The organism is Arthrobacter silviterrae, from assembly GCF_011045165.1.
Lineage (GTDB): Bacteria > Actinomycetota > Actinomycetes > Actinomycetales > Micrococcaceae > Specibacter > Specibacter silviterrae.
Window position 1 is genome coordinate 17,349 of sequence record NZ_JAAKZI010000027.1, and the last position, 21,499, is coordinate 38,847.

The 21,499-nt window shown below is 68.1% G+C and carries 16 protein-coding genes; 7 read left to right on the plus strand and 9 right to left on the minus strand.

Annotated features, from left to right (window positions below):
* Positions 1–5 precede the first annotated feature (5 nt).
* From G6N77_RS14295 to G6N77_RS14325, 7 genes are all read left to right on the plus strand, one after another.
* Complete coding sequence (locus tag G6N77_RS14295) at positions 6–1,448, plus strand: class I SAM-dependent RNA methyltransferase (RefSeq protein ID WP_165182846.1); 1,443 nt, start codon at positions 6–8, stop codon at positions 1,446–1,448.
* Entirely contained in the window at positions 1,438–4,041 is a 2,604-nt protein-coding gene (locus tag G6N77_RS14300) for an HAD-IC family P-type ATPase (RefSeq protein ID WP_306986490.1), read from the plus strand. The genes G6N77_RS14295 and G6N77_RS14300 overlap by 11 nt, the downstream gene beginning before the upstream one ends.
* A 68-nt stretch (positions 4,042–4,109) precedes the next feature.
* The gene (locus G6N77_RS14305; protein ID WP_165182848.1) at positions 4,110–6,938 is read left to right on the plus strand and encodes an aconitate hydratase; all 2,829 of its coding nucleotides are present in this window, start codon (positions 4,110–4,112) and stop codon (positions 6,936–6,938) included.
* A 137-nt stretch (positions 6,939–7,075) separates the two neighbouring features.
* Positions 7,076–9,067 carry a 1-deoxy-D-xylulose-5-phosphate synthase gene (gene dxs, locus G6N77_RS14310; RefSeq protein ID WP_165182849.1) on the plus strand — a complete coding sequence of 664 codons (1,992 nt, stop codon included), beginning with the start codon at positions 7,076–7,078 and terminating at the stop codon, positions 9,065–9,067.
* On the plus strand, positions 9,064–9,624 hold the full coding sequence (locus G6N77_RS14315; RefSeq protein ID WP_165182850.1) for a ribonuclease FAU-1 family protein: 561 nt from the start codon (positions 9,064–9,066) through the stop codon (positions 9,622–9,624). Before dxs ends, G6N77_RS14315 begins: the two co-directional genes overlap by 4 nt.
* Positions 9,621–10,223 (plus strand): hypothetical protein, encoded by a 603-nt coding sequence (locus tag G6N77_RS14320; RefSeq protein ID WP_165182851.1) that lies wholly within the window; start codon positions 9,621–9,623, stop codon positions 10,221–10,223. Before G6N77_RS14315 ends, G6N77_RS14320 begins: the two co-directional genes overlap by 4 nt.
* A 39-nt stretch (positions 10,224–10,262) precedes the next feature.
* Positions 10,263–11,240 carry an aldo/keto reductase gene (locus tag G6N77_RS14325; RefSeq protein WP_165182852.1) on the plus strand — a complete coding sequence of 326 codons (978 nt, stop codon included), beginning with the start codon at positions 10,263–10,265 and terminating at the stop codon, positions 11,238–11,240.
* 66 nt (positions 11,241–11,306) lie between these two features.
* Here G6N77_RS14325 and G6N77_RS14330 read toward each other — a convergent pair whose 3' ends face one another.
* From G6N77_RS14330 to G6N77_RS14370, 9 genes are all read right to left on the minus strand, one after another.
* Complete coding sequence (locus G6N77_RS14330; RefSeq protein ID WP_262454812.1) at positions 11,307–11,858, minus strand: GNAT family N-acetyltransferase; 552 nt, start codon at positions 11,856–11,858, stop codon at positions 11,307–11,309.
* Positions 11,851–12,300, minus strand: a complete 450-nt coding sequence (locus G6N77_RS14335) for a Rieske (2Fe-2S) protein (RefSeq protein ID WP_165182853.1) — start codon at positions 12,298–12,300, stop codon at positions 11,851–11,853. Before G6N77_RS14335 ends, G6N77_RS14330 begins: the two co-directional genes overlap by 8 nt.
* Positions 12,301–12,399: 99 nt before the next feature.
* Positions 12,400–14,541, minus strand: a complete 2,142-nt coding sequence (locus G6N77_RS14340; protein WP_165182854.1) for a 3-hydroxyacyl-CoA dehydrogenase NAD-binding domain-containing protein — start codon at positions 14,539–14,541, stop codon at positions 12,400–12,402.
* Positions 14,538–15,791, minus strand: a complete 1,254-nt coding sequence (locus tag G6N77_RS14345; protein WP_306986494.1) for a thiolase family protein — start codon at positions 15,789–15,791, stop codon at positions 14,538–14,540. The genes G6N77_RS14340 and G6N77_RS14345 overlap by 4 nt, the downstream gene beginning before the upstream one ends.
* 188 nt (positions 15,792–15,979) lie before the next feature.
* Positions 15,980–17,260, minus strand: coding sequence for an HRDC domain-containing protein (locus G6N77_RS14350; RefSeq protein WP_165182890.1), 1,281 nt, complete (start codon positions 17,258–17,260; stop codon positions 15,980–15,982).
* A gap of 129 nt (positions 17,261–17,389) precedes the next feature.
* On the minus strand, positions 17,390–17,959 hold the full coding sequence (locus G6N77_RS14355; RefSeq protein WP_165182855.1) for a DUF3000 domain-containing protein: 570 nt from the start codon (positions 17,957–17,959) through the stop codon (positions 17,390–17,392).
* A 93-nt stretch (positions 17,960–18,052) separates the two neighbouring features.
* Positions 18,053–19,126 (minus strand): threonine aldolase family protein, encoded by a 1,074-nt coding sequence (locus G6N77_RS14360; RefSeq protein ID WP_165182856.1) that lies wholly within the window; start codon positions 19,124–19,126, stop codon positions 18,053–18,055.
* Between the two features lie 10 nt (positions 19,127–19,136).
* On the minus strand, positions 19,137–19,925 hold the full coding sequence (locus G6N77_RS14365) for an SDR family NAD(P)-dependent oxidoreductase (protein ID WP_165182857.1): 789 nt from the start codon (positions 19,923–19,925) through the stop codon (positions 19,137–19,139).
* An 18-nt stretch (positions 19,926–19,943) separates the two neighbouring features.
* Positions 19,944–21,317 carry a DUF6421 family protein gene (locus tag G6N77_RS14370; RefSeq protein ID WP_165182891.1) on the minus strand — a complete coding sequence of 458 codons (1,374 nt, stop codon included), beginning with the start codon at positions 21,315–21,317 and terminating at the stop codon, positions 19,944–19,946.
* Between the last annotated feature and the right edge of the window lie 182 nt (positions 21,318–21,499).

The following is a 21,499-nucleotide window of genomic DNA, read 5'->3' on the forward strand; positions in this document are numbered from 1 at the left end:
CTTTCATGAGCACTTCCCCCAGCGAGACCCCCGCCGCCCGCCTCACCGTCACGGTTGGCCCGGTGGCCCACGGCGGACACTGCGTGGCCCGGCACGACGGGCGCGTCATCTTTGTCCGTCACGCCATCCCCGGCGAAACCGTGGAGATTGCCCTGACCGAGCACGACGCCGACGCCAAGTTTTGGCGCGCAGACGTCACCCGGGTGCTTGAACCGCAGGCGACGAGGGTGGAGCACTTTTGGCCCGAGGCCGACGCGCTCCGGGCCGCGGCGCGCGGTGCCGTGCCGGTGGGCGGGGCCGAGTTTGGCCATATATCCCGTCCCGGCCAGCTGGCCCTGAAAACCTCTGTGGTCAGGGAGCAGCTGGAGCGCCTGGGCGGGCTGTCCGCCGGGGCCATCGACGCCGTGTTTGGCGGCGTGGAGGATGTTGACGCCCCGGGCACGCCGGAGCAGCAGGCCGGGCTCGGCTGGCGCACGAGGGTGGCCTTTGCCGTCACGCCGGGCGGGAAGCTGGGCATGCACGCCCACCGCTCCCACGATGTGCTGGCGATCCGGGAGATGCCCCTGGCCGTCCCCGCCGTGAACGCCCTGCGCCTGTGGGAGCTGGACTTCACGGGCATCGAGCGTGTTGAAGTGGCCGCCCCCGCCAACGGCTCGGCCGCCCTGGTGCTGCTGTCCACGCGCGAGGGACTCAGCGAGAAGGCCGCAGGGCACGCGGTCACCCGGGTGTCCCGGGCCCTTGCCGGGCGCGAGGAGCCGCCGTCGGTGGCCCGCCTGAACCCTGAAAACGGCGGAATCACCATCGCCAGCGGCCGCGGCTGGGTCCGGGAAACCACGGCGGACCACGAGTTCAGGGTCACCGGCGACGGCTTCTGGCAGATCCACCGCAAGGCCCCGCAGGTCCTCACCGACGCCGCCCTCGGCTTCCTGCTCGCCGGCGGGCACCTCGACGACGGCGCCAGTGTGGCAGACCTTTACGCCGGCGCCGGGCTGTTCACGGCCCCCCTCGCCGACGCCGTGGGCCCGGAGGGCAGCGTGCTGTCCGTGGAAGGCTCCCCGGGGACCAGCCGGGACGCCCGCAAGAACCTGCACGCTGCGACCCAGGTGGAGATAGTCCAGGGGCGGGTTGAACGGATCCTGGGCGCCCCTGCCCGCCAGGCGCGGTCCGCCGCCGGACAGCGGCGCCACTTCGACGCCGTCGTGCTTGACCCGCCCCGGGCCGGGGCCGGGAAGGCCGTGGTCAAGGCGCTGGTGGCAAGCAGCCCCTCGGCGATTGCCTACGTCTCCTGCGACCCGGCCGCCTTTGGGCGGGACGTGCAGTATTTCGCCAACGCCGGCTGGCGGCTGAAAAAGCTGCGGGCCTTCGACCTGTACCCGCACACCCACCATGTGGAAACAGTGGCGCTGCTGGTGCCGGCCGGTGCCGGCGGGGTCGTTCTTGGCCGGTAGGGGCCCCCGCACCGGGCCGGCCCGGGACCTGACACGCAGCAAGCCCCAAAGCACCATCCTGGCCGAACGCCGCGACGAACACCGGCGGGCGGCGCTGGCCCTGGCCCGCGACCGGCTCCTGCCGGTGGACGCGGGGGAGCTGGCGCGCACCGGGCTGACTGCGGCCCAGGTCCAGGAGCGGGTGGCCGCCGAGCTGACGAATGCCGTGCCGCACGAAAGCAGCCGCAGCATGTGGGCCATTGTCCGCGCCAACGTCTTCACCCTCTTCAACGCCGTGCTGGGCAGCGCCCTGGTGCTGGTGCTGCTGGTGGGGGACCCGCGCGACGCCCTGTTCGGCTTCATCGTGCTGGCCAACGCAGCCATCGGGGTGGTGCAGGAATACCGCGCCAAGCGCACCCTGGACAGGCTTGCCGTGCTCCACGCGCCGCGCGCGCTGGTGCTCAGGGACGGGGCGGAGCAGCAAATCGCCGTGGCGGGGGTGCTCCACGATGACGTGCTGCTGCTGCGCACGGGCGACCAAATCCCTGCCGACGCCGTGGTGCTCAGCGCCGAGTCCCTGGAAGTGGATGAATCCCTGCTGACGGGGGAGTCCGATCCTGTCACCAAGGCACCCGGGGATACGGCGCTGTCAGGCTCCTCAGTGGTGGCCGGGCACGGCGCCGCCCGGGTGCACCGGGTGGGCCCGGACTCCTACGCCAGCGCCCTGACGGCCGAGGCCCGGCGGTTCTCCCTGGTCAACTCGGAGATCCGCAACGCCATCAACCGCATCATCCTGTACATCACGTGGGCGCTGGTCCCCATCATCGTGCTGGTGGTCAACGGCCAAATGAGCGCGCACGGCGGCTGGGCCGAATCCATCGCCTCCGGCAAGTGGCGCGTGGCCGTGGTCAGTGCGGTGGCCAGCATTGTCGCCATGATTCCCGAAGGCCTGGTGCTGCTGACTAGCATCTCCTTTGGACTTGCCGCGATGTCGCTGGCGCGCCGCCAGGTGCTGGTGCAGGAACTGCCCGCCGTGGAGGGCCTGGCCCGCGTGGACATGGTCTGCCTGGACAAGACCGGGACGCTCACCGAGGGCCGGATGGAACTGGCCGCCGCCACCGTGCTGCAGGCCGTCCCCGGCTGGGAGGCCGCCCTGGCCTGGTCGGCCGCCCACCCCAACGCCAATGCCACTGCCGCCGCGCTGGCTGACCGTTTTACGGTGCCTCCGGTGCAGCCGCCGCTGGACGTGGTCCCGTTCAGCAGCGCGCGCAAGTACAGCGCCGTCACCTTCGGCCCAGTGGCGGCCGGGACCTGGGTCCTCGGCGCACCCGAAGTGGTGCTGGCAGGCTCCGGCAATTCCGGGGTGGCAGGGGCGGGCCTGGCAGGCGCGGGCGTTGCCGCCGCCCTGGCATCCGCGCATGAGGCGGCCGGCCGCGGACTGCGCGCCGTGGTGCTGGCGCACCGGCCGGCGTCGGGCGTGGAAACAGCTGCACCCGCCACCGCCGGAAACCCGGGCGAATTTTCCCTGGCGGGGCTCGAGCCCGTGGCGCTGCTGGCATTCCGGGAAAAGGTGCGCCCCGACGCGGCTGCCACCCTGGCCTACTTTCGCGAGCAGGGGGTGTCGCTGAAAATCATCTCCGGCGACAACCCCCGCACCGTGGCGGCAGTGGCCCGCGACGTGGGATTTGACTTTGAGGGCGACGGCTATGACGCACGCAACCTTCCGGAAGGGCTCGGGGAACTGGCGGATGAACTTGCCGGCGTCAGCGTGCTGGGCAGGGTCACCCCGGAGCAGAAGAAGTCCATTGTGCTGGCCCTGCAGCAGCGCGGTCACGTGGTGGCCATGACGGGCGACGGCGTCAATGACGCACTGGCCCTCAAGCACGCGGACATCGGCATCGCCATGGGTTCGGGCTCCGCAGCAACCAAGGCCGTCTCGCGGCTGGTCCTGCTGGACGGCCAGTTCTCGCACCTGCCATCTGTGGTTGCCGAGGGGCGCCGGGTCATCGCGAACGTGGAGCGGGTGGCGAACCTGTTCCTGAGCAAGACGGCCTACGCCATCATCATCTCCATCGCGATCGGCGTGCTGCTGTGGCGGTACCCTTTCCTGCCCCGCCAGCTGTCCATTGTCAGCTCCATGACCATCGGCATCCCGGCGTTCTTTCTGGCGCTGCTGCCCAACGCCCGCCGGTACCAGCCGGGGTTCCTGCGCCGCGCGCTGATGTTCTCCATTCCCGCCGGCACCATTGTGGCCGCCTGCATCATGGCCGTGTATTCCTTCGCCCGCGCATTCCCCGACCCGCGGCTGTCCGCGGATGCCGCCATCACCACGGCACAAACGGCCACCACCATGACGGTGCTGCTGGTGGCGCTGTGGGTGCTTGGCGCCCTGGCCCGCCCCCTGGACTTTTGGCGCGCCCTGCTGGTTGCCGCCATGGCGGGAGGGCTGGTGCTGGTCATGGCGGTGCCGTTCGCCCGCACTTTCTTTGCCCTCGACATCCCCTCAGGGGCCCTGTTAGCGGTTACGATTGGCGTGACTGCGGCGGGTTGCCTGGCCGTTGAATTGCTGTACCGGTTCCTGTTGGCGCGCGGTGCGGTGTCCAAACGTGAGTAAGGCATGCCTAACTGGCACCCCGGGTCCCACGTGACAAAGATGAAAGTAGTGGCGAGAGGAGTCCATCAATGACAAATGTGGACAGTTTCGGATCCAAAGGCGTACTCAATGTTGCCGGAACCGAATACGAGATTTTCCGGCTGAACTCGGTTGAAGGCGCTAAGAGCCTTCCGTTCAGCCTCAAGGTATTGCTGGAGAACCTCCTGCGCACCGAAGATGGTGCCAATATCACCGCCGATCACGTCCGTGCGTTGGCCGCCTGGGACCCCAATGCGGAGCCCAACACAGAAATTCAGTTCACCCCCGGCCGCGTCATCATGCAGGACTTCACGGGAGTTCCCTGCATCGTGGACCTGGCCACCATGCGCGAGGCAGTCAAGGACCTTGGCGGGGACCCCACCCGGGTCAACCCGCTGGCACCTGCCGAGATGGTCATTGACCACTCCGTCCAGATTGACGTTTTTGGAAACTCCGGCGCCATCGAGCGCAACATGGAAATTGAATACCAGCGCAACGGCGAACGCTACCAGTTCCTGCGCTGGGGCCAGGGCGCCTTTGAGGACTTCAAGGTTGTCCCCCCGGGCATGGGCATTGTCCACCAGGTGAACATTGAGTACCTGGCCCGGACCATCATGACCCGCACCGTGGACGGCGTGCTGCGCGCCTACCCCGACACACTGGTCGGCACCGACTCCCACACCACCATGGTCAACGGCCTGGGCGTGCTGGGTTGGGGCGTGGGCGGCATCGAGGCCGAGGCAGCCATGCTGGGCCAGCCCGTGTCCATGCTCATCCCGCGCGTGGTCGGCTTCAAGCTGACCGGCTCGATCCCGGCCGGGGCCACCGCCACCGACGTGGTGCTGACCATCACCGAGCAGCTGCGCAAGCACGGCGTCGTCGGCAAGTTCGTGGAGTTCTACGGCGAGGGCGTCGCGGCTGTGCCGCTGGCCAACCGCGCCACCATCGGCAACATGAGCCCGGAGTTTGGCTCCACGGCCGCCATGTTCCCCATCGACGACGTCACACTCGACTACCTGCGCCTCACCGGCCGCAGCGACGAGCAGGTGGCACTCGTGGAGGCGTACGCCAAGGAACAGGGCCTCTGGCACGATCCTTCGGTGGACATCACGTTCTCCGAGTACCTGGAACTGGACCTCTCCACCGTGGTCCCGTCCATCTCCGGACCGAAGCGCCCGCAGGACCGCATCGAGCTGAGCAACTCCAAGGCCCAGTTCCGCTCCGACCTGCTGAACTACGTTGCCACGGATGCAAACGCCGAGGGCAACACCGTGGACGAGTCACTGGAGGAGTCGTTCCCGGCCTCCGACGCCCCGTCATTCACGCACCCGGACACGCACCAGCACGACGTCGTCCGCCAGGTGGTCTCCGCTGCCGCGGGCGCCAACGGCCGCCCGTCCGCCCCGATCCATGTGAAGAACGAATCCGGCGTCGAGTTTGAACTCGACCATGGTGCCGTCTCCATCGCCTCGATCACCTCCTGCACCAACACCTCCAACCCCTCGGTGATGCTGGCCGCGGCGGTGCTGGCCCGCAATGCCGTCAACAAGGGCCTGGTGTCCAAGCCCTGGGTCAAGACCTCCGTGGCACCGGGCTCGAAGGTCGTCACCGACTACTACGAAAAGTCGGGCCTGGTTCCGTACCTGGAGAAGCTGGGCTTCTACACGGTGGGCTACGGCTGCACCACCTGCATCGGCAACTCCGGCCCGCTGGATACCGAAATCTCCGCAGCCATTGCCGAAAACGACCTCTCCGTCACGGCAGTCCTCTCGGGCAACCGGAACTTTGAGGGCCGCATCAACCCGGACGTCAAGATGAACTACCTGGCCTCCCCGCCACTGGTCATCGCCTACGCCCTGGCCGGCAGCATGGACTTCGACTTCAACGCCGACGCCCTGGGCCAGGACGCCGACGGCAAGGACGTGTTCCTGGCGGACATCTGGCCGAACCCCGTGGAAGTCCAGGAAGTCATGGACGCCTCGATCGACCGTGAGATGTTCACCAGCTCCTACGCCACGATCTTCGACGGCGACGACCGCTGGAAGTCGCTCTCCACCCCGGAGGGCAACATCTTCGAGTGGGACCCCAAGTCCACGTACGTGCGCAAGCCCCCGTACTTTGACGGCATGAAGGCACAGGCCGATCCCGTCGAGGACATCGCCGGCGCCCGCGTGCTGCTCAAGCTGGGCGATTCGGTCACCACCGACCACATCAGCCCTGCTGGTTCCTTCAAGTCGGACACCCCGGCCGGAAAATACCTGCTGGAAAACGGCGTGGAGCGCAAGGACTTCAACTCCTACGGCTCACGCCGCGGAAACCACGAGGTCATGATTCGCGGAACGTTCGCGAACATCCGCATCCGCAACCAGCTCCTGGACAACGTGGAGGGCGGCTACACCCGCGACTTCACGGTTGAGGGTGGCCCGCAGGCATTTGTCTACGACGCATCCGTCAACTACCAGGCTGCCGGCACCCCGCTGGTGGTCCTGGCAGGCAAGGAGTACGGTTCCGGCTCGTCCCGCGACTGGGCGGCCAAGGGCACCGCGCTGCTGGGCGTCAAGGCAGTCGTCGCCGAGAGCTACGAGCGCATCCACCGCTCCAACCTCATCGGCATGGGCGTGCTGCCGCTGCAGTACCCTGCCGGGCAGAACGCCGGGTCGCTGGGCCTGACGGGAACCGAAACGTTCTCCGTGGAAGGCGTGACCGAACTCAACAACGGCACCACGCCGAAAACACTGAAGGTCACGGCCACCGCGGACGACGGCAAGACCACCAGCTTCGACGCCGACCTGCGCATCGACACGCCAGGTGAAGCCGACTACTACCGCCACGGCGGCATTCTGCAGTACGTGCTGCGCCAGATCGCAGCCAGCAAGTAGCAGGCAGCAGCCCCCGCAGGGGCGGGCAGCCGGGAAACCGGGTGCCCGCCCCTGCGGCGTTAACGCCCTTCCCTGTCCGGCGGTGGCGGCGGGACGCGATATTGTTAGACGTTGACAGTGCACCCAGGGAGGTACTTATGGGACTTTTGGAAACGATCAAGCATCCGCGGGACCTGAGCAAGCTCAGCGACGCACAAATGGACGCCCTGGCCCAGGAAATCCGGGCCTTTTTGATCAGCAACGTGTCCCAGACCGGCGGCCACCTGGGACCGAACCTGGGCGTGGTGGAGCTGACCTTGGCCATCCACCGCGTCTTTGACTCGCCGCGCGACAGCGTGGTCTTCGACACGGGGCACCAGTCCTATGTCCACAAGCTGCTCACCGGGCGGCAGGATTTTTCCACGCTCCGCCAGCAGGGCGGCCTGTCCGGCTACCCCGACCGCGGCGAATCCGTCCATGACATTGTTGAAAGCTCCCATGCCTCGTCGTCCCTGTCCTGGGCCGACGGTATTTCACGGGCCCGCACCATCAATGGCGAGACGGACCGGTACGTGGTGGCCGTCATCGGCGACGGCGCCCTGACCGGCGGCATGACCTGGGAGGCACTAAACAACATTGCGGCCGACAAGGACCGCAAGGTGGTCATTGTGGTTAATGACAACGGGAGGTCCTACGCGCCCACGGTTGGCGGGCTGGCCGACTACCTGGCGTCCCTGCGCCCCGCGATCGACCACGTCCGCACCCACCGGAAATACGAAGCATCCATGTCCTGGGCCAAAAAGCGCCTGCAGGACGGCAACTCGGCGGGCCAGTTTGTCTACAAGGGGCTGCATGCGGCCAAAAAGGGCATCAAGGACTGGTGGGCCCCGCAGGGCCTCTTTGACGACCTCGGCCTGAAGTACGTGGGCCCCGTGGACGGCCATGACGAGAAGGCCATGGAAGCGGCCCTGAGCACCGCCAAAAATTATGGCGGCCCCGTCATCGTCCACGCCTTTACGCAAAAGGGCAGGGGCTACGCGCCTGCCCGCGCCCACCAGGCCGACCAGTTCCACGCCGTCGGCATCATCGACCCCGCCACCGGGATCGCCGTGGAAACGCCCAGCGGCAAGTCCTGGACGGGCGTTTTCGGTGAGGAAATTGCGCAGATTGCCGATGAGCGCGACGACATCGTGGGCATCACCGGTGCCATGCTGATTCCCGTGGGGCTGCAAAAATTCGCCGACAGGCACCCGGACCGGGTCATCGACGTCGGCATTGCCGAACAGCACGCCATGACCATGGCGGCGGGCCTGGCCTTTGGCGGGCTGCACCCCGTGGTTGCCATGTACGCCACGTTCCTCAACAGGGCCTTTGACCAGCTCCTCATGGACGTGGCCCTCCACCATGCCGGCGTCACGGTGGTCCTGGACCGGGCCGGGGTGACCGGGCCCGACGGCGCCAGCCACCACGGCATGTGGGACCTGTCCATGCTGCAAATTGTGCCGGGCCTGCACCTGGCCGCCCCGCGAGACGCCGTCAGGCTGCGCGAGGAGCTGCGGGAGGCCGTTGCCATCTCGGACGCCCCCAGCGTACTGCGGTATTCGAAGGGCAAGGTGGGCCCCGAGGTCAAGGCCCTGGAGCGTCTTTCCGACGGCGTTGACATCCTGGCCCGCACCTCCCATGACATGCCCGGAACCGGTTCCGACCCGGAAACGGACGTGCTGATCGTCAGCGTGGGCGCCATGAGCGAGCTTGCCCTTGACGTCGCCGGCCGGGTCGGCGCACAGGGAATCACGTCCACCGTGGTGGACCCGCGCTGGGTGCTGCCCGTGCCGCGTTCGCTCATTGCCCTGGCTTCCCGGCACCGGATTGTCATTGTCATCGAGGACGGCGTGCGGGCCGGCGGCGTGGGCTCGAGAATCCGCCAGGAACTGCGCGGGGCGGGCGTGGACACTGCCCTGAACGAGGTGGGCCTGCCCGTCGAATTCCTCGACCACGGCACCCGCGCCGAGGTGCTGGAGCGGGTCGGCCTGACCGCCCAGCGCGTGGCCCAGGACGTGGTGGACCAGGTGCTGGGCACCAAGGTTCCCTTTGCCCGGCCGCTGCCCGGAACCGCAACGCCCCGCACCGGCCAGCTGCCCATCCTGTGACCGCACCGGACCAGGGGGACACGCCCCGTCCCGGCGACCTCGTGGTGGCCCGCAACCGCAAGTTCAACGGCTTTGCCCACTGGGTGGTGCCGGGGCGCTACCTGGGCTCCGACAGCAACGGGCATTGGGTGTTCCAGGGCACGGGCGAGTTCATCTCCCGGCCCGGGGCCGCCCTCTACACGGCCTCCGACGCCGTCCTGCTGATCCCGCACCAGGGGGACTGGGTCGCCACGTTCTACGACGGCGCCCACCCGGACGGCGTCGAGCTGTACATCGACCTGGCCACGGAGCCGTCCTGGCGGCGCATCCGGCCCGGCGTGGTGGAGTTCCACCTGGTCGACATGGACCTGGACGTCATCCGCACCAGGGACCGCGGCGTATATGTTGACGACGAGGACGAGTTCGCCCGGCACCGCCTGGAAATGAATTATCCGCCCGCCCTGTGCTCCCGCATGGAGGCGGCCTGCGCCAGCCTGGCGGCTGCGGTTGCAGACCGCCAGGCACCCTTTGACGGCCGAGACTCGGCCTGGTTCACCTTAGGAAGGACACTCCCATGAGCGGGACCGATCCCAACATTGTCCGCATGTACAAGACGGACGACGCCGGCGCCCTGGTTTTCCGGGAGGCCTGGGTTGAGGCGGGGGAGGCCGACGGCGACGCCTCCTGGTTTGTGGTCAACCACGGCGCCGTGGGGCACCAAAGCACGTCCAAGGATGCCGAGGTGGACACTGTTGAGGAGGCACTGGGCATGCTTGCCGCCTTCACCGAACAATGCCACGCCGACGGCTACGCCGAGCTTTCGCGCGCGGAGCAGTTCACCGTGGTGGCCCAATTTGCCCTGAAGAATGCCAAGGCCGGCGAGCGGGACAAGTACCTGGAAGAGAAGGCCCGCGAGGCGCTCACGGCGCACCTGGCCTGGCGCGGCAGCGGCGTGGTGGAAAAGAGCGAGTTTGTGGCCGGGCCCCATTCCACCGGCAAGCTGAACATCTACATCCTGGCCCCGGAACCGGCCCGGGCCGTGGCCAACGTCAAGACCTGCATCCGCGAGGAAAAGCTTGACTTTACAAAATTGAGCATCGGCGTGGCCCCGGCCGGGGACCTCTCCGCCATCAAGGCCCGGCACTCGCCCACGGGCGGCACTGCCTTCTCCCTCTAGGCGGCGGATTCGATGCAGCGGATTCGATAGTGTGGAAGCATGACTGACTTTCGCCAAGTGGGCAATTCCGGACTGACCGTTTCAACCGTGGGGCTGGGGTGCAACAACCTGGGCCGCGTTGGATCGGCGACACAAACGCAGGAGGGGAGCAACGCCGTCGTGCATGCGGCGCTGGAAGCCGGCATCACGCTCTTTGACGTCGCGGACATGTACGGAGGCTTCCCCGGCCAAAGCGAAGCCATGCTGGCCAAGGCGCTGGGCGGGGAGCGGGAGAACGTGGTGGTGGCCACCAAGTTCGGGCTCGACGCCGAAGGCGCCAACGGCGTGGACTGGGGCCGGCGCGGCTCCCGGAAGTACATCATGCAGGCCGTGGAGGCCTCCCTGCGGCGCCTGGACACCGACTACATCGACTTGTACTACTACCACTCCCCGGACGGCTACACGCCCCTTGCAGAGACGCTGGCGGCCATGGATGAGCTGGTCACCGCGGGCAAGGTGCGCTACCTTGGCCACTCCAACATGGCGGGCTGGCAGATTGCGGAAGCGGAATTCACGGCCAGGATGTCCGGCGGGAACCGCTGCGTCGCCAGCCAAAACCACTACAACCTGCTGGACCGCCGCGCCGAACTTGAAGTCACGCCGGCCGCGGAGGCCTACGGCCTGGGCGTCATGCCGTACTACCCGCTGGCGAACGGGCTGCTGACCGGCAAGTACAGTTCAGGCAAGGCGCCCGAGGGCAGCCGGCTGACGTACACCCGCGGACACATGCTGGCCGGGGCGGACCTGGCCCAGCTGGCTGCCTTTGGCGACTTTGCCGCGGCCCGGGGCCTGAGCGAGGTCCAGGTGGCCTTTTCCTGGCTCGCCGCCCAGCCGTCGGTGGCCAGTATCATCGCAGGGGCCACCCGGCCGGAGCAGGTGCGCGAGAATGCCCAGGCGGCCTCCTGGAAGCCCTCGGCAGCCGAGCTGGCCGAGCTGGACACCATTTTCCCCAAGAACCCCCGGGTGGCACTCTTCTAGGCGGCGCCGGGGTGCGGCGCCAGGGTCCGGCGCCAGGGCGGCGCCGGACTTAGTGGGCAGCCACACTCAGCGCGGCAGGATCCTTTGGAACAGCACATGGTCCTGCCACGTGCCGTTGATCAACAAGTACGTCTCCGCGGTCCCAATGGCCGTGAAGCCGCAGCGCCGGAGCACCGTCTGGGAGCCAATGTTGTGCGCCAGCGTGCCGGCCTGGATCCGGTGCAGCCCCAGCTCGCGCTCCGCATGGGCGCACACAAACTGTGCCGCCGCCGTGGCCAGTCCGCGCCCCTGGAAATCCTCGGCGACCCAGTAGCCCAGGTGCCCGTTCTGGAAGGCGCCGCGCACAATGTCAGTGAGTGAGATGCGCCCCACCACCCGCTGGCCGTCCACCAACAGCCAAAAGGCGCCCCGGCCGGCGGCCTCTTCGGCCAGCGCGCCGTCCAGAGAAGTGCGCTGCCCCTCGGCGGTGTAGTGGCTTTCGTCCCGGATGGGTTCCCACGGCTGCAGGAATGCGCGGTTGAGCACGTAGGCGTCCGCGAGTGCCTGGGCATCGACCGCGCGCACGGGCCGGATCGTGACGTTGCCCGGCAACAGGGCTGCCCTGGCGGATTCAGACACTGACGGTGATCCACTCGCCGTCAATCGCGGCCGCGTAGCGGGGCAGGGCCTGTTTTGCCGGTCCCGTGATGACGGTTCCGTCCGCGCCCTTGAACACGGAGCCGTGGCAAGGGCACTTGAAGTCCGCCCCGCTCGGGGCGACCTCGCAGCCGGCATGCGTGCACACGTCGGAGTAGGCGTACACCTTGTCCTGGGCTGCACGGAAGATCACAATGTTGACGTTGTTGGCCTTGCCCTGTGCCGTGGACCCCACGGGCACGTCGGAGAGTTTGCCCACCCGGACGGGGGTTCCAGTGGTCGGGATGGTGCCGGGAGTGGAACCTTGGCTGGGGCCAGCCGACACAGCGGGCACGCACCCCGCCAGGGCCAGCGCGCAGGCACCGCCCGCGGCGACGGTGGACGAACGCAAAACGGCGCGGCGGGAGGGAGGTGGTGAGGTCATGGGCCCATTGTTCCAGCCAATGCTGGGTGAAAGCCAAATGCCGCACGACGGCGGCTGCGCACCCCGGGTGGGCAGCCGCCGTCGTGCGGTGGAGCAGGCTTAGGCCGTGTGGAAGTGCCTGCCGTTGACCCGTTCGGAAGCGCCCACCCGGTCCAGGTACGGCGTGATGCCGCCCAGGTGCATGGGCCAGCCGGCGCCGAGGATCATGCAGAGGTCGATGTCCTCCGGCCCGGCCACCACGCCTTCGGCCAGCATCAGCCCGATCTCCTCGGCCAGCGCGTCCTGGGTCCGGCGCAGCAGTTCTTCCGCCGTGGCAGGATTGCTGCCGAAGCTCAGCAGGGCGAGGGTCTCCTCGGGGATGTGCCGGGTGCCGTCCTCCGAAAGCTCCCACAAGCCCTTTTTGCCGCCGTCGATCAGAGCCTGGATGTTCGCGGAGACGGCAATGCGGTCCCCGAACGCGGCGTGCATTGACTCGGTGACGTGTTGGGCCACCGGCAGGCCCACCATGGCGAGCAGGTTGAACGGCGTCATGGGCAGGCCCATGGGCCGCAGCGCATTGTCCGCAGTGTGCGCGTCGGTGCCCTCATCGAAGGCCTTGGACACCTCGGCCATGAGGCGCAGCAGCACCCGGTTCACCACGAAAGCGGCTGCATCCTTGACCAGCACTGCCGTCTTGCGCAGGGCCTTGGCGGTGGCGAACGCGGTGGCCAGCACGGCGTCGTCGGTCTTGGGGGCCCGGACAATTTCCAGCAGCGGCATGAGCGCCACCGGGTTGAAGAAGTGGAAGCCCACCACGCGTTCGGGGTGCAGGAGGTCCGCCGCCATGGCCGTGACGGACAGCGAGGAGGTGTTGGTGGCCAGGATGCACTCCGGCGAGACGATGGCCTCCACCTCGGCGAAAACAGCCTTCTTCACATTCAGCTCTTCAAACACGGCTTCGATGACAAAGTCGGCGTCCGCGAAGGCTTCCTTGGAGACCGAGCCCGTGACCAGAGCCTTGGTCCGGTTTGCGGCGTCCTGGCTGATCCGCCCCTTGGCCAGCAGCTTCTCCACCTCGCCGTGCACGTACGCAACACCCTTGTCCACCCGCGCCTGGTCGATGTCCGTCATGACGACGGGCACCTTGAGCTGGCGGGCGAATAGCAGGGCAAACTGGCCCGCCATGAGCCCGGCGCCCACCACCCCCACCTTTGTGACGGGCCGGGCCAGCTTGGCATCGGGCGCCCCGGCTGGCTGCTTGCCGCGTTTCTGCACCAGGTCCAGGAACGCGTAAACGGTGTCCTTGAACTGCGGTGTCAGCATCAACTCCGCGAGGGCCTCGTTTTCGGCGTCAAAGGACTCCTCCTTGGTCCAGTTCCTGCCCTTTTCCAGCAGTTCAATCACCTTCGCCGGCGCCGGGGCGGCGTTGGAGGTCTTGGCCTCCACAAACTTCTTGGCACGCTCGACGGCGGCATCCCAAGTTGTGCTGTTTTCCTCGCTGAGGGGTTCGGGGACGGCGTTGGGGCGGCCGGGCGTTTCGGTGCCGGCCAGCACGCGGGCCGCCCAGGCAACGGACTGCTCCAGGAAGTCGGCGGGTTCAAAGAGGGCGTCGGCAATGCCCAGCTTGAAGGCTGCGGCGCCGCTGAGCGTGCGGTTGTTGGAAAGGGCGTTTTCGATCATGACCTGGACGGCGTTGGCCGGGCCGATCAGGCGCGGCAGCAGGTAGACGCCGCCCCAGCCGGGCACCAGGCCCAGGAAGGCCTCGGGCAGGGCCAGGGCGCCCGCGCCAGTGGACACGGTGCGATAGTTGGCGTTGAGTGCAATCTCCAGCCCGCCGCCCAGGGCCAGGCCGTTGATGAACACAAAGCTGGGCACGCCCAGCTCGTTCAGGGTCGAATAGACGTCGTGGCCCAGCCGGGCCATGTGCAGCCCGGCCTCCCGGTCCTTGAGGCCCTTGACGGCGGACAGGTCGGCGCCCGCCGCCAGGAAGTACGGCTTGCCGATGACGGCGACGCCCTTGATTTCCCCGCGGGCGGCCCGTCCACGCTGGGTTTCCAGCACCGTGCCGAATTCCACCAGGGTGTTCGGCCCCAGGGTGTTGGGGCGCCGGTGGTCCAGGCCGTTGTCGAGGGTGATTAGGGCCAGGGTGCCGGCACTCGGTGCGCCATCCACCCCCGGCAGGGCGATGTCCTGGACGTAGGAGTGTGTCACCACCTCGTCGGGAAACAGGGCGGTGAGCTGGCCGTAATCCTGGGCGCTCATGCTGCGCTCCCTTCGGTGGTTGAGCTTGTCGAAACCGCTGGGGCTTCGGTGGGGGTGAAGTGCGGGTTTTCCCAAATGACGGCCGCGCCCATGCCCAGGCCGATGCACATGGCGGTCAGGCCGTAGTGCACCGAGGGGTCTTCGGCGAACTGGCGGGCCAGCTGGTTCATGAGCCGCACGCCGGAGGAGGCCAGCGGGTGGCCTACGGCGATCGCGCCGCCGTAGCGGTTGACCCGGGGGTCGGCGTCGTCCAGACCAAAGTGGTCCAGGAAGCTGAGCACCTGGACGGCAAAGGCCTCGTTGATTTCAAACAGGCCGATGTCGTCAATCGTGAGCCCGGCCAGGCGCAGGGCCTTTTCGGTGGCCGGGACCGGGCCGATTCCCATGACTTCAGGCTCGACGCCGGCAAATGCGTAGGTGACCAGGCGCATTTTGACTGGCAGGCCCAGTTCCTGCGCAGCCTCGGCCGAGGCCAGGATGGCGGCCGTGGCGCCGTCGTTCAGGCCCGCGGCGTTGCCTGCCGTGACCCGGCCGTGGGCCCGGAACGGGGTGCGGAGGGCGGCGAGGTCCTCCAGGGTGGTGCCGGGCCGGGGCGGCTCATCAACCGTTTGGACCGTCCAGCCCTGTTCGGCCTTGAGCGTGGCCACGGGCACCAGGTCCGGCTGGATCTGCCCGTTGGCGCTGGCCGCCGCAAACTTGGCCTGGCTGGCCACGGCATAGGCGTCCGCGCGTTCCTTGGTGATGGCCGGAAAGCGGTCGTGCAGGTTCTCGGCCGTGTTGCCCATGTTCAGGGCAGCGGGGTCCACCAGCCGCTCGGCGAGGAAGCGCGGGTTGGGATCGGCCCCAGCGCCCATGGGGTGGTGGCCCATGTGCTCCACGCCGCCGGCAATGACCACGTCGTAGGCGCCGAAGCCGATGCCGGAGGCCGTCGTCGTCACTGCGGTCATGGCGCCGGCGCACATCCTGTCGATGGCAAAGCCGGGCACGGACCGGGGCAGCCCCGCCAGCAGGGCGGCGGTGCGCCCGATCGTCATGCCTTGGTCGCCGTTCTGCGACGTGGCGGCAATGGCGACGTCGTCAATGCGTTCCGGCGGCAGTGAAGGGTTGCGGCGCATCAGTTCGCGGATGCACTTCACCACCAGGTCATCGGCCCGGGTGGAGGCGTAAATGCCCTTTTCCCCGGCCCGTCCAAAGGGGGTGCGGACGCCGTCCACAAACACGACGTCCCTGATCTGCCGATTCTGGCTCACCTGTAACTCCTCTTAGCGAAAGACATGCGTGTGCGCCGGACGCTTCCCAGGAAGTGCACGACTGTGTCACGCATCATGTTACTCGTCGGTAACTTAGACTTCAACACGGCCCCTTCCACCCCCGCGAACCGGCACTTAACGTGGATGTTTTCGTGGAACATCCACGTTAAGTGCCCGCTCGGGAGAGACTAGGAGGCGTTCCGGGGTTCCTTCGGCGGCAGCGGCTCCGGGTGGGCCAGGGCATCTGCCAGCAGCGGCACCGTCAGCTCCAGCTGCCAGGCGCGGGCGCCCAACTCCGCCAGCATTGCTGAGACGGACGATTCCGTCACGGGCAGCGGCGGCCGCCAGCAGACGCGGCGCAGGTGGTCGGGGGTGAGGATGTTCTCCGCCGGAATGTTGAGCTCCGCGGACAGTGCCCCCAGGCGCGCCTTGGCTGTCGCGTACCGGGCCGCGGCCTCGGCGTCGCGGTCAGCCCAGACGCGCGGCGGGGGAGGGGCGTTGGTGTGGGCCTGCAGGGGCGGAAGGTCGGAGCTGTTCCTGGCAGTCTGGAGGGCGTGGAGCCACTTGGGGGCGTCGCGCTTGGCGGCCCGGCCGTGGAACCCTGCCAGGCCAAGCAGCGCCGGCACGGTGGTGGGCATCGCCTTGGCGGCGGCAACAATGGCGGAGTCGGGGATCAGCCGGCCGGGGGCAATGTCGCGGTGCTCGGCCAGGCGTTCGCGGGTTTCCCACAACTCCCGCACGGCGCCCAGCTGCACGCGGTTGCGGATGGTGTGGGCGCCGGAGGTGCGGCGCCACGGGTCGGTCCGCGGCGCCGGCACCCCGGCGTCGATCAGGTGCTGGAATTCCTGCGCGGCGTAGTCAAGCTTGCCATCAGCCGCAAGCACGGCAACCAGTTCCTCCTCCAGCTCGGCCAGGACTTCCACGTCGAGGGCCGCGTACCGCAGCCAGGCTTCGGGCAGCGGGCGGGTGGACCAGTCGGCCGCGGAATGTTCCTTGGCCAGGTGGTAGCCCAGCAGGGATTCGACGACGGCACCCAGTCCCACCCGGGGCAGCCCGGCAATGCGGGCGGCCAGTTCGGTGTCAAAGAGCCTGTCCGGCCACATGCCCACGCCGGCCAGGCACGGCAGGTCCTGGCTGGCGGCGTGCAGGATCCATTCGACGCCGCGGAGCGCCTCGCCAATGATGGCCAGGTCGTCAAATGCCTCCGGGTCGATGAGCCACGTTCCGGCGCCGTCGCGGCGGATCTGCACCAGCATGGCACGCTGGCCGTAGCGGAAGCCGGAGGCCCGTTCGGTGTCCACGCCGGCCGGACCGTGGCCCGCGGCCAGGGCGGCTGCGCAGCGGCGGAGCGCCGGCTCCGTCGAGACCACTTCCGGGATGCCCTCGCGGGGGTCGTTGAGCTCCACCACGTCGGGCAGTTCGCCCAGTTCCACGCGGACGCCGTCAATCACCACGGACGTCAGCGGCATCTCCGCAAGGTCAACGGCGGGGGCCGGGTCTGCGGAGGGGGCGGGTGCTGCGTCGGCTTTTTTGCTCCGGGCGCGGCTGTGTGCGCTGGTTTTTGGGTTGATCATGATGGGTCCAGTCTAGCGAATGGCCTAACGGCGGCGCCGCGGCGGGAGGAGGGTGACGCCGTCGGGCACGGGGGGAAGCCCGGCAAAGGTGCAGACCATTTGCGACCATGCCTCCAGATGTGGCTGGACGGCCGCGGACGTTGGCGTCCACGAAGCCCGGAGCTCGATGTCAACGGCGTCGGGGCGGGCCGCCAGTGTGCCGTAGCTTTCGGAGAGAATCCGGGTGGCCGTGCCGCCGGCGGAACGGTGGCCCGCGCCGTGCTCCTCAAGGGCTTCCACCAGCCAGGCCCAGGCCACATTGCCCAGCAGCGCGTCGTTGCCGATGTCGGCCTCCAGCTGCGCCCTGATGTAGGTGACAATGCGGAACGTGCCCTCCCACAGGGGGGACCCGTTGGGATCGTGGAGCAGGATGAAACGCCCCGTGGCGAGTTCCTCGCCGTCGGCCATGACCTCGGCACCCAAGGCCACCCCGAAAGGGGCCAGCCTGGTGGGGGCGGGTATTTCCTCAAGCGTGAGTTCGCTGCGGTTTTGGGCGGCCCGCAGCGAGGCCAGGGCGGCCTGGAAATCGGGGGGAAGCAGCTGCGGTGTGCTCACCTTGGCAGGTTATTGCGTTCGCACCTGGTTCCGGCGCAGGCGCGCCGCTGGGCGCCTGCGCCGGGCCCACAGGGCGCAGCGGGTCCGCAGCGGTCAGGCGCCGACTTCGCGGCGGATGGCCGCCACGAATGCGTCAATGTCCTCTTCGGTGGTGTCGAAGGAACACATCCAGCGCACCTCGCGGGCGGCCTCGTTCCAGTCGTAAAAGCGGAACGATTCGCGCAGGCGGTCGGCCACGCCCTCGGGGAGCACTGCGAAGATCCCGTTGGACTCGGTGGCCTGCGTGGCATGCACCTGGGGAATCCCGTCCACGGCTGCCCGGAGCCTGGCCGCCATGGCGTTGGCGTGGCCGGCCGACTTCAGCCACAGGCCGTCCTCAAGCAGGGCCAGCAGCTGGGCGGAGATGAAGCGCATCTTCGAGGCCAGCTGCATGTTCATCTTGCGCAGGTAGATCAAACCGTCGGCGGCCGCGGGGTTGAGGGCCACCACGGCCTCGCCAAACATGATGCCGTTCTTGGTGCCGCCGAAGGAGAGAATGTCCACGCCGGCGTCGGAGGTGAACTCCCGCACCGGCACGTCCAGGAAGGCGGCCGCGTTGGCCAGCCGGGCGCCGTCCATGTGGACCTTCATCCCCAGGGAGTGGGCATGGTCGCAGATGGCCTTGACCTCGGCGGGCGTGTAGCAGGTGCCCAGCTCGGTGGTCTGTGTGATGGAGACGGCCAGGGGCTGCGCGCGGTGCTCGTCGCCAAAGCCCCAGGCTTCCTTGTCGATGAGCTCAGGCGTCAGCTTGCCGTCGGGTGTGGCCACAGCCAGCAGTTTCATGCCGCCCACGCGTTCGGGCGCGCCGTTTTCATCGCAGTTGATGTGCGCCGTCGTGGCGCACACCACGGCGCCCCAGCGCGGCAGCAGGGACTGCAGGGCCGTCACATTCGCCCCGGTGCCGTTGAAAACGGGGAACACGTCCACGGGCTTGCCGAACAGTTCCGCCAGTTTTTCGCCCAGCCGCGCGGTGTACACGTCCTCGCCGTAGGACACCTGGTGCCCCTCGTTTGCTGCGGCCAGGGCTGCCAGCACCTCCGGATGGACGCCGGAGTAATTGTCCGAGGCAAAGCTGCGCACGGCCGGGTCGTGCAGGCGGGAGGGGGACGAAATGGTGTCAGTGGTCACTGCAAGCCTTCTAGTTGAGTACGATGCGGGCGCCGTTGAGCTGCCCCGCTGGAGTGGAAAAGAGCCCCACCACAGTCTGCCCCAGGGCGGCCACGTCGGTGAAACCCGGGAACTTCCGTTCGGGGGAGGCGGCGCGCATGGCGTCGTCCACCAGGGCCTTCACCACCAGCACGACGGCGGCCGGCCCGTCGCCGGCGCGCGCGGCCTGCGCCGTGGTTGCGCCGGCATCCGCCGTGGCCAGTCCGGCCGAGGGCAGCAGCTCGCCGGCGGCAGCGCCGACCACTGCATCCGCGGCCAGTCCCGCGGCCAGGGCCATCACCCAGGTCTCGGCGGCGGCCTTGACTGCGGCATAGTTCGCGTTGCCCGGCGTCGGGGACGTCACTGCGGTGGAGGAGACGATGGCGATGCGGCCGTTGGCGTGGGCGCCGATGTCGTCGTAAAACGCCCGGCTGGTGTTGCGCAGCGTGGTGAGCACGGAGCGGTGCAGGAAGTCCCAGTCCGCATCCACCTGCGCGGACAGGGACTTGCCGCCGCGCCAGCCGCCCACCAGGTGGATGAGCCCGCCCGCGGCGCCGTACCCGCGCCGGACGGTGTCCGCCAGTTCCTGCACGGCCGCAGGGTCCGCAAGGTCGCACACCCGGGGTACGGCACCGCCGGTGAGGGCGGCCGCCGCCCCTATGCGTCCGGCGTCGGACCCCACGGTGATGACGGGGAAACCGGCGGAGACCAGGGCGGATGCCACGGCGATGCCGGCGGCGCTGCTGCCGCCGGCCACCACGATGGGGGCTGTTGTGTTCATGCCTCCAACAGTACCCACTTACGCGGCGCTGGAACCGGTGATGCCGGAGGTGGACTCTATGACTCCACGCATTTTCTTGTTCAGCGCTTCGTAGAACATGGAGAGCGGGAATTCGTCGTCCATGACCTGGTCGGTGATCTCCCGCAGCGGGGCCGTCAGCGGCAGGGCGTCGGGGCCCTTGGCCCAGGTCGACGCCGGGTTCGGGGTCAGCGTGCCGGAGACCAGCTCGTAGGCGGCGAGCCAGTGGGCCAGCTTGGGCCGGTCGATCGAGTGCCAGTAGAGCTCCTCGATGGCGTGGCCCAGGGCGATCACCATGTCCGGGACATCGTCCCAGTCAATGGTCAGCTTCGTGTCCGTCCAGTGGAGGACGTGGTGCTGGTGGAGCCACGCGAAGAGCAGCTGCCCGCCCAGGCCGTCATAGTTGCGCACGCGGCTGCCGGTGATGGCGAAGCGGAAGATCCTGTCAAAGATCACGGCGTACTGGACCAGCTTGGCGTGCCGGCGGGCCTCCGGGGATGCCTTTTCGTCCTTCTCAACGGCAACTGATTCCCGGTATGCGGTGAGGTCGCAGCGCAGTTCCTCCAGCGAGTACAGGAAGTAGGGCATGCGCTGCTTGATCATGAAGGGGTCGAAGGGCAGGTCACCGCGCATGTGCGTCCTGTCATGGATGAGGTCCCACATGACAAAGGTTTCCTGGGTCAGGGCCTGGTTGTCCAGTAGCTCGACGGCGTCTGCCGGCAAATCCAGCCGGGTCACCGCGGCGGCCTCCCGGACCACGCGGCGGAAACGTGCGGCCTCGCGGTCCTGGAAGATGGCGCCCCAGGTGAAGGAAGGGGTTTCCCGGACGGCCACGCTTTCCGGGAACAGCACGGCGGAGTTGCTGTCATAGCCGGGCGTGAAGTCGATGAAGCGCAGCGGTACAAACAGCTTGTTGGAGTAGCTGCCGGCCTCCAGTTCGCCAATGAACTCGGGCCAGATGACCTCCACCAGGACTGCCTCGACCAGGCGGGAGGTGGAGCCGTTCTGGGTGTACATGGGAAAGACCACCAGGTGGCCCAGGCCGTTCACGCGGTGTGCGGCGGGAGCAAAGGCCAGCAGCGAATCAAGGAAGTCGGGGACGCCCAGCCCGGCATCGGCCCACTTGGTGAAATCGGCCACCGCAAGGCGCAGGTAGTCCGCGTCGTGGGGGAAGTGCGGGGCCAGTTCCGTGATCGAGGCCGTGACGGTGCCGATGAGCTCCTTCGCCCGGGCATGGTCGGCCGCATCGGGCACGGAGCCGTCCTTGGCCTGAAGGCCCTGCAACTCGGTGGCGGCCCCCTTGAGGGACATCCATGCCGGTTCCGCGGCCAGGGAGGTGTAGTCGATTCCGGGGGCTGTGCCGGGTGCGGCCATGGTGATGCTCATGGGTGCCAGTCCTTTGCGTTGGTGCTGAACGAATTTTTTCGAGCGTACCAATGGAACAGCAAAACTTATGTGCCATATTCCCAAGCATAAGCAATTGTCATGCTGACGGACCGGAAAAAGCGGCGCTGCCACAGCATTGTCAGTGCTTGGCCGGCGCCGCTTTTGGATTG

Excerpts from the sequence above, each read along its gene's own strand:
- G6N77_RS14295 (WP_165182846.1), top strand. The coding sequence starts at position 6 with ATGAGCACTTCCCCCAGCGAGACCCCCGCCGCCCGCCTCACCGTCACG.
- G6N77_RS14305 (WP_165182848.1), top strand. The coding sequence starts at position 4,110 with ATGACAAATGTGGACAGTTTCGGATCCAAAGGCGTACTCAATGTTGCC.
- dxs (WP_165182849.1), top strand. The coding sequence starts at position 7,076 with ATGGGACTTTTGGAAACGATCAAGCATCCGCGGGACCTGAGCAAGCTC.
- G6N77_RS14320 (WP_165182851.1), top strand. The coding sequence starts at position 9,621 with ATGAGCGGGACCGATCCCAACATTGTCCGCATGTACAAGACGGACGAC.
- G6N77_RS14325 (WP_165182852.1), top strand. The coding sequence starts at position 10,263 with ATGACTGACTTTCGCCAAGTGGGCAATTCCGGACTGACCGTTTCAACC.
- G6N77_RS14335 (WP_165182853.1), bottom strand. The coding sequence starts at position 12,300 with ATGACCTCACCACCTCCCTCCCGCCGCGCCGTTTTGCGTTCGTCCACC.
- G6N77_RS14340 (WP_165182854.1), bottom strand. The coding sequence starts at position 14,541 with ATGAGCGCCCAGGATTACGGCCAGCTCACCGCCCTGTTTCCCGACGAG.
- G6N77_RS14350 (WP_165182890.1), bottom strand. The coding sequence starts at position 17,260 with ATGCCGCTGACGTCCGTGGTGATTGACGGCGTCCGCGTGGAACTGGGC.
- G6N77_RS14365 (WP_165182857.1), bottom strand. The coding sequence starts at position 19,925 with ATGAACACAACAGCCCCCATCGTGGTGGCCGGCGGCAGCAGCGCCGCC.
- G6N77_RS14370 (WP_165182891.1), bottom strand. The coding sequence starts at position 21,317 with ATGGCCGCACCCGGCACAGCCCCCGGAATCGACTACACCTCCCTGGCC.